The organism is Mesorhizobium sp. M0227 (genome assembly GCF_040321855.1).
Lineage (GTDB): Bacteria > Pseudomonadota > Alphaproteobacteria > Rhizobiales > Rhizobiaceae > Mesorhizobium.
Window position 1 is genome coordinate 18,109 of record NZ_JAMYSJ010000017.1, and the last position, 14,075, is coordinate 32,183.

General features: G+C 63.1%; 10 protein-coding genes. 5 read left to right on the forward strand and 5 right to left on the reverse strand.

Going from position 1 to position 14,075, the window contains the following annotated elements; genetic code table 11:
• Positions 1-94 precede the first annotated feature (94 nt).
• A complete protein-coding gene (locus NKJ00_RS21655; RefSeq protein WP_352439722.1) occupies positions 95-1,687 on the forward strand; it encodes a peptide chain release factor 3 in 1,593 nt (530 codons plus the stop codon).
• A gap of 75 nt (positions 1,688-1,762) precedes the next feature.
• Here NKJ00_RS21655 and NKJ00_RS21660 read toward each other — a convergent pair whose 3' ends face one another.
• Positions 1,763-2,233, reverse strand: coding sequence for a VOC family protein (locus tag NKJ00_RS21660; RefSeq protein ID WP_027039696.1), 471 nt, complete (start codon positions 2,231-2,233; stop codon positions 1,763-1,765).
• A 251-nt stretch (positions 2,234-2,484) separates the two neighbouring features.
• Between NKJ00_RS21660 and ilvD the strand changes: the two genes are divergently transcribed.
• The gene (ilvD, locus tag NKJ00_RS21665) at positions 2,485-4,329 is read left to right on the forward strand and encodes a dihydroxy-acid dehydratase (protein ID WP_352631089.1); all 1,845 of its coding nucleotides are present in this window, start codon (positions 2,485-2,487) and stop codon (positions 4,327-4,329) included.
• 159 nt (positions 4,330-4,488) lie between these two features.
• On the opposite strand, the gene NKJ00_RS21670 is transcribed toward ilvD, so the two are convergent.
• Complete coding sequence (locus tag NKJ00_RS21670) at positions 4,489-6,243, reverse strand: ABC transporter ATP-binding protein (protein WP_128363991.1); 1,755 nt, start codon at positions 6,241-6,243, stop codon at positions 4,489-4,491.
• A gap of 169 nt (positions 6,244-6,412) precedes the next feature.
• Here NKJ00_RS21670 and NKJ00_RS21675 point away from each other — a divergent pair, with 169 nt between their 5' ends.
• Both NKJ00_RS21675 and NKJ00_RS21680 read left to right on the forward strand, forming a co-directional pair.
• A complete protein-coding gene (locus tag NKJ00_RS21675; protein ID WP_352631091.1) occupies positions 6,413-7,693 on the forward strand; it encodes an amidohydrolase family protein in 1,281 nt (426 codons plus the stop codon).
• Positions 7,694-7,799: 106 nt separating this feature from the next.
• Positions 7,800-8,723, forward strand: coding sequence for a DMT family transporter (locus tag NKJ00_RS21680; RefSeq protein WP_023811665.1), 924 nt, complete (start codon positions 7,800-7,802; stop codon positions 8,721-8,723).
• A gap of 5 nt (positions 8,724-8,728) precedes the next feature.
• On the opposite strand, the gene NKJ00_RS21685 is transcribed toward NKJ00_RS21680, so the two are convergent.
• Positions 8,729-9,631, reverse strand: coding sequence for a phosphotransferase family protein (locus NKJ00_RS21685; protein WP_023811666.1), 903 nt, complete (start codon positions 9,629-9,631; stop codon positions 8,729-8,731).
• Positions 9,632-9,732: 101 nt separating this feature from the next.
• On the opposite strand from NKJ00_RS21685, the gene NKJ00_RS21690 reads away from it, so the two are divergent.
• Positions 9,733-10,365, forward strand: a complete 633-nt coding sequence (locus NKJ00_RS21690) for a class I SAM-dependent DNA methyltransferase (protein ID WP_352551068.1) — start codon at positions 9,733-9,735, stop codon at positions 10,363-10,365.
• A 1-nt stretch (position 10,366) separates the two neighbouring features.
• Here the strand turns inward: NKJ00_RS21690 and NKJ00_RS21695 are convergent, their stop codons facing one another.
• Both NKJ00_RS21695 and NKJ00_RS21700 read right to left on the reverse strand, forming a co-directional pair.
• Positions 10,367-12,820 (reverse strand): GcvT family protein, encoded by a 2,454-nt coding sequence (locus NKJ00_RS21695; protein WP_352551067.1) that lies wholly within the window; start codon positions 12,818-12,820, stop codon positions 10,367-10,369.
• Positions 12,817-13,704 (reverse strand): phosphotransferase family protein, encoded by an 888-nt coding sequence (locus NKJ00_RS21700; RefSeq protein ID WP_128304831.1) that lies wholly within the window; start codon positions 13,702-13,704, stop codon positions 12,817-12,819. The genes NKJ00_RS21695 and NKJ00_RS21700 overlap by 4 nt, the downstream gene beginning before the upstream one ends.
• Positions 13,705-14,075: the final 371 nt, after the last annotated feature.

Consider the following 14,075-nt stretch of genomic DNA (forward strand, 5'->3'; position numbering starts at 1 on the left):
AGGCGGCGATCAGCAGCTTCCGAGCCGTCGGACCGGTCGACAGCCCGGCACTGCGCTGCTAGAAGCCCGGCCTGTCACACGGAAATCCCAGAGAATGCCCGAAGCAATAGAAGAAGAAGTGGCGCGCCGCCGCACCTTCGCGATCATCGCGCACCCGGACGCCGGCAAGACCACGCTCACCGAAAAGCTGCTGCTGTTCGGCGGCGCCATCCAGCTTGCCGGCGAGGTCAAGGCCAAGAAGGACAAGATTCAGACGCGGTCCGACTGGATGAAGATCGAGCGTGAGCGCGGCATCTCGGTCGTCACCTCGGTGATGACCTTCGAGTATGAAGACAATGTCTTCAACCTGCTCGACACGCCCGGCCACGAGGATTTCGCCGACGACACCTACCGCACGCTGTCGGCGGTCGACTCGGCGGTCATGGTCATCGATGCCGCCAAGGGCATCGAGCCGCGCACACTGAAGCTGTTCGAAGTCTGCCGGCTGCGCGACATTCCGATCATCACCTTCATCAACAAGATGGACCGCGAAAGCCGCGATCCGTTCGAGATTTTGGACGAGATCGAGCAGAAGCTGGCGCTGGATACTGCCCCCGTCACCTGGCCGATCGGCCGCGGCAAGAATTTTGCCGGCACCTATCATCTGGCGCTGAATGCCGTGCGCAGGGGCGACGCGGAGAAAGAACGCACGCCGGTCAATGGTCCCGATTCCAACCGCGTCGCCGGCCTGCTGCCGGAAAACGAGCGCGAGGCCTTCATCGAGGAACTGGAGCTCGCGCGGGAAGCGTGCAGACCCCTTGATATCGAGGCCTTCCGCGAGGGTCATCTGACGCCGGTCTATTTCGGCTCGGCGCTGCGCAACTACGGCGTCCGCGACCTGATCGAGGCGCTTGGCGCTTTTGGACCGCCGCCGCGCGCGCAGGAGGCCGATACCCGCAAGGTCGAGGCGACCGAGGAGAAGATGACGTCCTTCGTCTTCAAGATCCAGGCCAACATGGATCCCAATCACCGCGACCGCATCGCCTTCGTCCGCGTCTGTTCGGGCAAGCTCGAGCGCGGCATGAAGGCCAAGCTGGTGCGCACGGGAAAACCGATGTCGCTGTCGGCGCCGCAGTTCTTCTTTGCCCGCACCCGCGTCACCGCCGACGAGGCGTTCGCCGGCGATGTCGTCGGCATTCCCAACCACGGCACGCTGCGTATTGGCGATACGCTGACCGAGGGCGAGGAAATCCTGTTCCGCGGCGTGCCGAATTTCGCACCGGAAATCCTGCGCCGCGTTCGCCTCGGCGACGCGATGAAGGCGAAAAAACTCAAGGAAGCGCTGCACCAGATGGCAGAGGAGGGCGTCGTGCAGCTGTTTTCGCCCGAGGATGGCTCGCCGGCCATCGTCGGGGTCGTCGGCGCGCTGCAGCTCGACGTGCTGAAGGAACGGCTGAACTTCGAATACACGCTGCCGGTCGAATTCGAAATGTCGCGCTTCTCGGTGTGTCGCTGGATCTCGGCCGACGACAAGGCCGAGACGCTTCGCTTCATCGAGGCGCATCGCGGCGACATCGCCCGCGACCTCGACAATGATCCGGTGTTCCTCGCCCAGCACGCTTTCTCGCTGAACTACGAAGCGGAACGCTGGAAGGCGATCAGGTTTGCCACGATCAAGGACTATCAGGTCCGCGACAGAGCGGCGTAGGCGCCAGTTTTTCCTTCTCTCCGTTCACGGGGAGAAGGTGCTCGAAGGGCAGATGAGGGGCGGCGCGACCCTTGACTATCCTCTAGCGGCTTCCTCGATCTTGGCGATGTCGATCTTGCTCATCTGCATCATCGCCGACATCACGCGGCCGGCCTTGGCCCGGTCCGGATCCAGCAGCAGGCGCGGCAGCTGCTCCGGCACAACCTGCCAGGAGACGCCGAATTTATCCTTCAGCCAGCTGCATTGCGACGGTTGGCCGCCACCTTCGATGAGCTTGTCCCAGAAGTAATCCACCTCTTCCTGCGTCTTGCAGTCGATCGACTGCGACATCGCCTCGGTGTGCTTGAATTGCGGTCCACCATTGAGCGCCTGGAACTGCACCCCGTCGAGTTCGAACGTGGTCACCAGCACCTTGCCTTCATCGGCGTGGCCTTCGGGCCAGCGCATTACGCTCAGCACCTTCGAATTCTTGAAGATGGAGACGTAGAAATTCATGGCCTCTTCGGCCTGGCCGTCGAACCACAGGCAGGTGGTGATCTTTTGCATGTCGTGCTCCTCGGGTGGTTTTGGTTGCGTTACGGCGAAACGGCTGACTCCGAACGCGGTGCCATTTCCATGCCGTCTGCCCAAGGACGGGCATGCAGTGCGCCATCCGACAGTGCCACGCATTTTTTTTGAGAGAATCTGGCGCATTGCAAAATTGTGGCCAGACCGGGCTTGCGCGTCTATAACGCCTGCGGTCCGAATTCAGCTCCGCCGCGCCATGCCTGGCTGCGGCCAGCCACCAAGGAAAAAACATGCCTGCCTATCGCTCCCGCACCACCACCCATGGCCGCAACATGGCCGGCGCTCGCGGCCTCTGGCGCGCCACCGGCATGAAGGACAGCGATTTCGGCAAGCCGATCATCGCGGTGGTCAACTCCTTCACCCAGTTCGTGCCGGGCCATGTCCATCTGAAGGATCTCGGCCAGTTGGTCGCGCGCGAGATCGAGAAGGCCGGCGGCGTCGCCAAGGAATTCAACACCATCGCCGTCGACGACGGCATCGCCATGGGCCATGACGGCATGCTCTATTCGCTGCCGTCGCGCGAATTGATCGCCGACTCGGTCGAGTACATGGTCAACGCTCACTGTGCCGATGCCATGGTCTGCATCTCCAATTGCGACAAGATCACGCCCGGCATGCTGATGGCCTCGTTGCGCCTCAACATCCCTACCGTCTTCGTTTCCGGCGGTCCGATGGAAGCTGGCAAGGTGGTGCTCGCCGGCAAGACGCAGGCTCTCGACCTGGTCGATGCCATGGTGGCGGCGGCCGACGACAGAATTTCCGACGAGGACGTCAAGGTCATCGAGCGCTCGGCCTGCCCGACCTGCGGCTCCTGCTCGGGCATGTTCACCGCCAATTCGATAAATTGCCTGACCGAGGCGCTGGGCCTTTCATTGCCCGGCAACGGCTCGACGCTGGCCACGCATGCCGACCGCAAGCGGCTGTTCGTCGAGGCCGGCCACCTGATCGTCGATCTCGCCCAGCGCTATTACGAGCAGGACGACGAAACCGCGCTGCCACGCAACATCGCCTCCAAAGGTGCGTTCGAGAACGCCATGACGCTCGACATCGCCATGGGCGGCTCGACCAACACCGTGCTGCACATTCTCGCCGCCGCGCATGAGGGCGAAATCGATTTCGATCAGGACGACATCGACGCGCTGTCGCGCAAGGTGCCGGTGCTGTGCAAGGTTGCTCCGGCCAAGTCCGACGTGCACATGGAAGACGTCCACCGCGCCGGCGGCATCATGGCCATCCTCGGCCAGCTCGACAATGCCGGCCTGCTCAACCGCGACCTGCCGACGGTGCACACGCGAACGCTGGGCGAAGCGCTCGACCATTGGGATATTTCCCGCACGACCAGCCAGAGTGTGCGCGATTTCTTCCTCGCCGCCCCTGGTGGCGTGCCGACACAGGTCGCTTTCAGCCAGGACCGCCGCTGGGACGAACTCGATCTCGACCGCGAGAAAGGCGTCATCCGCTCGACCGAACATCCCTTTTCCAAGGATGGCGGCCTCGCTGTGCTGAAAGGCAATCTGGCTCTCGACGGCTGCATCGTGAAGACGGCCGGCGTCGATGAATCGATCCTGAAGTTCACCGGCCCGGCCCGCGTGTTCGAAAGCCAGGATTCCAGCGTCAAGGCGATCCTGTCGAACGAGATCAAGGCCGGCGATGTGGTCGTCATCCGCTATGAAGGGCCGCGCGGCGGCCCAGGCATGCAGGAAATGCTTTATCCAACCAGCTATCTGAAGTCGAAAGGGCTCGGCAAGGCCTGCGCTCTGGTCACCGACGGCCGCTTCTCCGGCGGCACCTCGGGCCTGTCGATCGGCCACGCATCGCCGGAAGCCGCCGAAGGCGGGCTGATCGGGCTGGTGCAGGAGGGCGATACGATCGAGATCGACATCCCCAACCGCAGCATCCGCCTGGCTGTCGACGATGCCGAACTGGCAGCGCGCCGTGCTGCTATGGAGGCCAGGGGCGCCCTGGCCTGGAAGCCCGAGGAAAAGCGCAAGCGCAAGGTGACGACCGCCTTGCGCGCCTATGCCGCGATGGCGACCAGCGCGGCCAAGGGCGCGGTCAGGTTTGTGCCGGAATAAGGTTCGCGCCCAGGCCCCCTCATCCGGCCGCTACGCGGCCACCTTCTCCCCGCAGGGGAGAAGAGGCTGGCGCCGGCGCTGACGATCTCTTCTCCCCTCGGGGAGAAGGTGGCCCGAAGGGCCGTATGAGGGCGTCTGGCTCCAACATCCGGAACACCATCACGGCATCAACTGATACTCATAAAGCTTCTGGTAGAGCCCGCCCTGCTTGAGCAAGGTCTTGTGCGGGCCGCTTTCCACCACCTTGCCGGCTTCGAGCACCACGATCGTGTCAGCCTGGTGCACGGTCGACAGACGGTGCGCGATAACGATCGTCGTGCGGCCTTCCGTCAATTGCTGCAGCGCGTCGCGGAACAGTGCTTCCGATTCGGCATCGAGCGCGCTGGTCGCTTCGTCCAGAAGCAGGATCTCGGCATTGCGCAGCATGGCGCGTGCGATCGAGATCCGTTGGCGTTGGCCGCCCGACAGCAGGCCGCCATTCTCGCCGACATCCGTCTCGTAGCCTTTCGCCTGCGCGCTGATGAAGTCATGGGCGTTGGCCGCCTTGGCGGCGGCGATCACCTCTTCGTCGGTCGCACCCTCGCGCCCAAGCCGGATGTTGTGCATGATGGTGCCGGCAAACAGGAACGTGTCCTGGCTGACATAGGCGATCTTTTCCCGCAGCGATGCGAGCGTCGCATGGGAAATATCCTGACCATCGAACAGCACCTTGCCGCTCTTCGGGTCGTACATGCGCATGATCAGGTTTAGAATCGTCGACTTGCCGCCGCCGGAAGGCCCGACCAGCGCCGTCATCTTGCCGGGCGCAAGCGTCAGATCGAACCTGTCCAGCACCGGCGGCCCGTTCTGATAAGCGAAGTCGACCGCGTCGAACCGGATCTCGCCCGGTCCGGCCAGAAGCGGCTTCGCGTCGGGCTTCTCTACCAGAGTCAGCGGCTGGTCGGCGAGCTCGAACATCATGCGCACGCCGACAATGCCGCTTTCCAGCGATATGCGCACGCGCGCAAGGCGCTTTGCCGGCTCATAGGCAAACAGCAGCGCCCCGATGAAGGCCATGATGTTTCCAGGCATCTGGCCGCCTTGCAAGACCAGGAAGCCGCTGACGAAGATGGCCCCGGCAATTGCCAGTCCGGCCAGCGTCTCCATCACCGGGCTTGTCGCAGCCTCCAGCGTCGCGATGTTGTTGGCCCGGTTCTCGACGTCCGACACGGCCTTGTACATGCGGTTGCGCATTGCGCCTTCGAGGTTGAAGGATTTGACGACGCGCACGCCGATTGCCGTTTCCTGCATCACCTGCACGATCTGGCCGACCGAGCGAAACTCCATCGCGGCGAACTTGCGAACACGTTTGAGGATGCGGTTGACCCCGTAGATAGCCAAGGGGCCGACGACAAAGCAGATTATGGACAAGGCTGGCTGCTGCCAGACCATGACCCCTACCAGGACAACCAGCGACAACAGGTCGCGCACATAGGACGTGACAACGAGGTCGAGCACGTTGCGCGCAGCCTGCGCATTGTTGGTCATGCGTGTGATCAGGTCGGACGACGAGGTCGAATGGTAGAATTCGATGCCTTGCGCCAGGATGCGGTCGTAGATCTTGCGCTGGCGATCGGCGATGATGGCGTTGCCGACCCGGCTCATGAAATAGGCCTGGATGAAGTTGGCGAGACCCTTGAGGATGAAGATCGTGGCAACCCCCGCCGCAATCAGGTTGACGCGGTCAATCCGCTTGAAGACCACGAATTCGTCGGTGATCTCTTTGAGAATCCAGGCGCTGGCGCCGGTCGTGGCGGCCACCACAAGCATCGACAAGATCGCGGCGCCGTAGCCAAACCTGTGCTGGTAAAAGGATTCCCGGATCAACCTCGCAACGAGGCGCTGGTTTTCCGTCGAGCGGAAGAAACGAAACAAACGGCGGATCCTTGAAACCGGGACAACGAAGGCGGCTTATAGAGGGAGTTGCGGCCGGATGGAACCATCCGCGGCCGCCGCGGACAAACCGCTGTTGCAAGCGGCATCGACGAGATGCGATTTCCAGCCTCGGCTATATCAGATGATTCTTTTGACGGGATGACGACAGATGGATTTCGACCTTATCGTTCGCGGCGGCACGCTGCCTGATGGCAGCGTTGCCGACATCGGCATCAGCGGCGAGACGATCGCGGCGATCGAGCCCGTTATGCAGGGTTCCGCGCGAACCGAGATCGACGCCCGTGGCAATCTGGTCTCGCCGCCCTTCGTCGATCCGCATTTCCACATGGACGCGACGCTCTCATACGGCATTCCGCGCATCAACGCGTCGGGTACGCTGCTCGAAGGCATTTCGCTATGGGGCGAGTTGAAGCCGCTTTTGACGCATGAGGCGGTGCGTGATCGCGCATTGGCCTATTGCGACTGGGCGGTGTCGATGGGCCTGCTCGCAATCCGCACCCATGTCGATGTCTGCGATGACAGGCTGCTGGCGGTCGAGGCGCTGCTCGAGGTCAAGAAGACGGTCGCCCCCTATATCGACCTGCAACTGGTCGCCTTTCCGCAGGACGGGTTCTACCGCTCGCCGACGGCACGTGAGAACACCATCCGCGCATTGGACACGGGCCTCGACATTGTCGGCGGCATCCCCCATTTCGAGCGCACCATGGCCGACGGCACGCGTTCGGTAACGGAGCTGTGCGAGATCGCGGCCAAACGCGGCCTGATGGTCGACCTGCATTGCGACGAGACCGACGACCCGCTGTCGCGTCACATCGAACAGCTTGCCTATGAGACGCAGCGCCTTGGTCTGCAAAACAGGGTGGCCGGCTCGCATCTCACATCGATGCATTCGATGGACAATTACTACGTCTCGAAGCTGCTGCCGCTGATCGCCGAGGCCGGCGTCTCGGTCATTCCCAATCCGCTGATCAACATCATGCTGCAGGGCCGCCACGACACCTTCCCGAAGCGCCGCGGCCTGACTCGGGTCAAGGAGATGCTGGCGCTCGGCATTCGCGTCGGCTGGGGCCAGGATTGCGTGCTCGATCCCTGGTATTCGCTTGGCACCGCCGACATGCTCGATGTCGCCTTCATGGGTCTGCACGTTGCTCAGATGTCGAGCCCGGCCGAGATGGCGCGCTGCTTCGACATGGTCACCAACGTCAATGCCGCGATCATGGGCCTCGATCATCTCGGCCTGGCGGTCGGCAAGCGCGCCAGCCTTGTCGTCCTCGATGCCGGCAATCCGGTCGAAGCCCTGCGCTTGCGCGCCGAGCGCCTGTGCGTCATCGCCAGGGGCAAGGTGGTGGCGGAGCGGACGAAGCAGGAAACCAGGCTGTCCATCGACGGAAGGCCGGGAATGGTGAACCGGCGGCACATATCCAGCTAGATACAGCCGATTCCTGGCGCTGGTCTTACCCATTGCCCGAATTCTCCTCGTCAAAGCCGCCGCTTCCGTCTACGACGCGGCTTACCAGGGAGGAATCGGGATCGGCATGACGCAGCCCGTGGCGCAGAATTCGACGATCAGGAATGTGCTTCTGGCCGGCATTCTGCTGATGCTGGCCGGCGACTTCCTGTTTGCGCTGAACGACGCCATGGGCAAGTGGCTGGTCGCCAGCTTCTCCGTCGGTCAGGTGGTGCTGATCCGCTCCATCGGCGCCTTTTTCGTGCTTGGCCCGATGATTGCCCATCAAGGCACGGCCAAGCTGTTTCGCATGGAGCGCTTGGAGCTGCAGCTGCTGCGCGTTGTCATGACCACGCTCGACACCGCGCTCTTTTATGCCGCCGTGGTCTATCTGCCGCTTGCCGATGTCATGAGTTTCTACATGGCCGGGCCGATCTACGTTGCGGCGCTCTCGCACCTCTTGCTTGGCGAAAAGGTCGGTTGGCGCCGCTGGATGGCGATCCTGCTCGGCTTCTGCGGCGTTTTGATCATGCTGAAACCGTCCTCGGCGGCGTTCTCGCTGTCGTCGGGCTTTGCGCTGGTGGGCAGCATCTCCTTCGCCTTCGCCATCATCCTCAACCGCCGGCTGCGCGGCACCAGCGACACCAATCTGGTGACATGGCAGACTATCGGCACGCTGCTGGTCGGGGGTGTGCTGACCATCGGCGCCTGGCAGACGCCGTCGGCGCTCGATCTCGGCGCCATGCTGCTGCTCGGCATCGTCTCCTGCGGCGCGCATCTGATGATCACCAGGGCGCTCAAGCTGGCGCCGGCTTCGACATTGGCGCCGCTGCACTACACGCTGCTGCTGTGGGCGGTGGTGTTCGGACTGGCATTCTTCGGCGACGTGCCAGGCCCGCGCATACTGATCGGCTCGGGCATCGTCGTTCTGGCCGGCCTGTTCATCTTCCACCGCCAGAAAGTGGTCGAGACTGCGGTGCCGCCCGAAAACGTGCCGAAGGGCGTGAATTAGTAGGCTCAGCCCTGACGTATCGCCGCCAGGTGCCGTGAAAACTCCGTCGTCTCCATCAGCGCCTTGCAGCGCGCGAACCGACCGTCGGCATAGGCGCGAAAATCATCGACCGGATTGTTGTTGGCGAGCTGGATCAGCCCCCACAGCGTCCACAACAGGTCGCACATCGCCTTGTAGATGACGATGCGGCCGCGCTCCGCCGGCTTGGCCTCGCCGCCGAAATAGGCGCGCATCATCTCCTCATCCTGCCCCGTGTCGAATTTGCCTTCCACGCTGAGGTCGCCAAGGTCCCAGAGTGGGTCATTCATGCCCGAATACTCCCAGTCGACGATCCACATCCGCTCGCCGGTATCGAGAAAGTTCTCGCACAGCGGATCGCAGTGGCAGGCAACGAGCGGCAGCGGATAGGCGGCCAGCGCCGAGCGCACGCTCTCGGCGTCGCGCACCACGTCATGATAACCGGCGGGCAGGGCGACCTCCTTGGTGGACAGCACCTTGAGGTAATCGTCGATCATCGCGAACAATTCGAAGCGGAAGGGAAACACCGCGCCTGAATCGTGCAGCTTGCGAAAGGCCTCGCCGGCGCGGGCCGGACTGCCCGGACGTGTCCGGAATTTCTCCGGCGACATCGTTTCGGCGCCGGCGATGTAGCGTGTCACCATCACCCCGGTGCCGGGGTCGACATGCAGCACCTCGGGACTGACCCCTGCCTTTGCCGCTTCGCGTGCAGCCACTGCTTCGTTGGCCCGGTTGATGTATTCCTCGGTGCCCTTGCCGGGAATGCGCAGGCAGAAGTCGCCGGCCTTGAAGACGAGGTTGGTGAGGCCGCCCAGCCGTTCCAGCGGCCCGCTGTAGCCGGCCAGCATGGGAATGGCGTCCAGTGCCGCACGCGCCTCGTCAGTCACCATGCCTGCGCCCCCACGCCGTTATTTGTCGCAGCGACGGTTCCACAATTTTCGCGCTTTGGCTATCATCACTGCGAGATCAAAAATTGGCGGACTGGATAAAAGTGGCGGACAGCAAACATCATGGCGCGCTCGGCGCGGCCTACGCGGCAAAGCGGCCCGAAGAGGTGGCCGCACTCTATGATCGCTGGTCGGAAACCTATGACGCCGACATGTCGGCCGCCGGCTATCGCCATCCGACGATCTGCCTTGCCTTGCTGGCCCGCCATCTGCCGCGCGGTTCAGCACCGCTGCTCGATGCCGGGGCCGGCACCGGGCTCATCGGCGAATGGCTTGATATTGCTGGTTACCCGCAAGTCGAGGCACTCGATATTTCACAAGGCATGCTGGATCAGGCGGCCCGCAAGGGCGTCTATTCCGCGCTCCATTGCCTGGCGCTCGGCGGTCATCTGCCCTTTGCCGATGATGCCTATGCCGGGATCATCTCGGCCGGCGTCTTCACCTCGGGCCATGTCGGCGTCGAGGGGCTGGACGAGCTAATCCGCATCTGCCGCCCGGGCGGCGTGATCGTGCTGACGGTCAAGAACACGCTGTGGGATGCCGGCTTTGCCACGCGTGTCGGCGAGATCGAGGTGCAAGGCCTCGTCACCCGCGTCGAGGAAACGCGCCCTTACGTCTCCATGCCGGGCGAAGCCGACACCGTGCCCAGCCGCGGTCTCGCACTGCGCGTGACCTGACCTACGCTTTGACCCTGGCGCCTGCCGGGTCGTACATCGGCTCGAGATGGATCTTGGCCGGTGTCCTCTCCATCGCAACCACCAGTTCATAGTCGCCCGAGACCAGAAAATCGTCGCTCACCCCGTCGGCGTTGCGCACATAGCCGTAGCCGATGGTCTTGCCCAGCGTGTAGCCATAACCACCGCTGCTGAGATAACCGACCGGATCGCCATTGCGCAGTATGGTTTCGCGACCGAGCAGCACGATCTCGGGGTCGTCGACCGTGAAGCCGGCAAAGCGTTTCTTCAGTGCCGCGCCGCTGGTCTTCTCCAGCGCGCGCCGTCCAACGAAATCGGTGTTCTTGCGCAGCTTGACCGCCCAACCGAGCCCGGCTTCCTGCGGCGTGTCGTTGGGGGTGATGTCGGAGCCCCAGGCGCGATAGCCTTTTTCCAGCCTTAGCGATTCCAGCGCCCGATAGCCGACCGGGCGGATGTCATGCTTCTCGCCTGCCGCCAGCAGCGCGTCGAAGACTTCGCCGGTGGCCGCGATCGGCACATGCAGTTCCCAGCCGAGTTCGCCGACATAGGTGACGCGCAGCGCCCGAACCGTGTGGCCGGCGATGGCAATCTCATGCACATGGCCGAACGGGAAGCCGGCATTCGACACGTCGGCTCCGGTCGCCGCCGAGAGCACGTCGCGCGCCCGAGGACCCATCAGCGACAGCGTGCCGAAATCCTCGGTGACGTCGACAAGCCTGGCGTCGAGCCCTTCGCCGATATGATCGCTGATCCATGAGAAATCATGCGTGCGGAAACCTGTGCCGGTGACGATGTAGAATTTCTCCTCGGCCAGCCTCGCCACAGTGAGATCAGCCTCGATACCGCCGCGCGTGTTGAGAAGCTGCGTGTAGGTCAGCCGGCCGACCGGTTTGCTGACGTCGTTGGCGCAGATCCAGTCCAGCGCCTTCAGCGCATCGGGCCCGCTCAACTCGTATTTGGCGAAGGAGGATTGATCGAATATGCCAACCTTTTCGCGCACATGACGGTGTTCGTCGCCGACCGCCGCGAACCAGTTCTGCTGGCCCATCGAATAGATGTCCTGCGGCTCGACGCCTTCGGGCGCGAACCAGTTCGGCCGCTCCCAGCCGAGCTTCGAGCCGAACACAGCATTTTGCTGTTTCAGCCTGTCGTAGAGCGGCGAGAGGATACGGGGCCTCCCGCTGGCATACTCCTCATGCGGGAAGCCGATCGTATAGTGCTTGCCATAGGCCTCCAGCGTGCGGTCGCGGACCCACTGACGGTCGCGGTGCAGGTTGGAAAAGCGCCTGATGTCGACCACCCAAAGGTCGAGCGGTGCTTCGCCGTCGACCACCCACTGCGCCAGCACCCAGCCGGCGCCGCCGCCCGAGGCGATGCCGAAGGCGTTGAAGCCGGCGCCGACGAACATGTTGGCACATTCGGGCGCTGTGCCGAGAATGAAATTGCCGTCCGGCGTAAAACTCTCCGGCCCGTTGATCATCTGCTTGACGCCGACGGTTTCCAGCGCCGGCACGCGCGCGATCGCTTGGCTCATGTGCTGCTCGAAATGGTCGTAGTCGTCGTCGAACAGCCTGAACTCCCAATCATTGGGTACGTCGCCGCCGGGGAGACCAGTCGCCCAGGCCTGCGGGTTCGGCTCATAGCCGCCCATCACCAGCCCGCCGACTTCCTCCTTGAAATAGGTGCGTCGGTCAGGGTCGCGGATGGTCGGCGCGTCGGTCGCCAGACCGTCGATCTTCTCGGTGATGATGTACTGGTGCTTCACCGGCTGAAGCGGCACGTTGATGCCGGCCATGGCCCCCACTTGCCGCGCCCATTGGCCCGCACAGTTGACCACCTTGTCGCAGGCGATGTCGCCCTTGCTGGTCTTCACCGCCGTGATGCGGCCGTCCTTCATTTCGAAGCCGGTGACACGGACATCCTCGAACAGTTTGGCGCCATGCATGCGCGCGCCCTTGGCCAGCGACTGCGTGATGTCGGAGGGGCTCGCCTGGCCATCGGTCGGCAGCCAGGAGGCGCCGACGAGATCGCCGGTCTCCAGCAGCGGCCACATTCTTTTCACCTCGTCCGGCGACAGCAATTGCATGTCCATGCCGAAGCTTTTTGCTGTTGTCGCCAGCCTTTTGTACTCCGTCCAGCGGTCGGCATTGGTGGCGAGCCTGAGGCAGCCGGTCATCTTCCAGCCGGTGGCGAGACCGGTCTCGGCCTCCAGTCCCTTGTAGAGGTCGACGGAGTATTTCAGCACGCGGGTGATAGACGCCGACGAGCGCAATTGCCCGACAAGGCCGGCCGCATGCCAGGTCGAACCCGAGGTCAGCTTGCCCTGCTCCAGCAGCACCACGTCAGCCTTATGGTCGCGCGCCAGATGATAGGCCGTCGAACAGCCGATGATGCCGCCGCCGATGACGACGATGGCGGCCTGGCTCGGCAATGTCATGATTTCTGTATCCCGTATTTTGTCCGGTAGTTTTCAAGTGCCGCGTCGAGCCGGACGAGGTTTTCCTCGGTGTAGGCGACGTAGTCGATGCCTGGCGCGTCGAGATAGAGCTCGGAGACCATGCTCCACATCGCCTCGCGCAGCAGCGAGGCGCATTGCATGGCCGCGTGCGAACGGCGGATCGCATCGTCCGGCTCCTTCATGAAGTAGGCTGTCAGGAAGGCGAAGGATTCCTCGTCGCTCATGCCGGCGTTGGAGGCGGCGCCTGCGAGGTCGAACATCGCCGTGTTGAAACCGGCATATTCGAAGTCGATCAGCCACAGCCTGTTGCCGTCATCGAGAATGTTGGCCGGCAGCAGATCATTGTGGCCAAAGACGATCGGCAGCAGCTTCTGCGCGCGCTCCAGTTCGTCGGCCAGTGTCAAAAGGCGCGGCAAGTCGCTGCGCTTGCGGCTCCCGCCCTCTTCAAGCGTGCGCGCATAGTCGCGGATGACATGGAACACCCAGAACATGAAGCCGGCGCCGGAAACGTGATTGGGCATCTCCCGGTGGAAGGCGCGCATCAGAGCCGCGACGCGGCCGAGATTGGCGCGCACGTCTTCCGCCAGATAGGTTTTCGCACCGAGAAATTCCGTTACCAGTATGCCCGGTTCGGCATGGTGGACGGCTGGCGCGAAACCGGCGGCATGCGCCGCCCGCGCGGTCATAACCTCGCGCTCGCGAAAGACATGGTGGAACGGATAGTCCTTGCCGAAGCGCACGACATGTCGTCCGGCCGCGTCCGTGACCACATAATTCGCGTTGCTCAGGCCGCCGGGCAGCGGTGCGATCTCGATGCCACCGGTCCAGCAGGGCAGGGCGCGGATGCGATCTTCGGCGGTCACGGAATCATCCCTGGTTTGCTGGGCTTCGACAAGGCGCCGTGAACAGCGCAACGACGGCGGGGAGAAACGTAAATACTCTCGTCGGTGCGGGACGCCAGGATCGGTATCCCGCACCGCACCGACGAGCCCCTTGGCCAGGTTTTTGAGCCCGGCATCCGCCCCCGCGGATCTGAAAATTCCTTGTACAGGCACGTTCCAAACGGCCTGACCACTGAGTTGCGGCTCTGCCCCCAGTCGCAGATCTGAAGCCTGTTGATGTCTTTGATTTCACGCCCGGGTTGCCCGCTTGTCAATAAAAAGGTGTGACTTTTTTTGGGTATTTTGCCCGAAAGCATAAGGTAGTTCCTTTAAAAGCACTTGAATTACCTTAG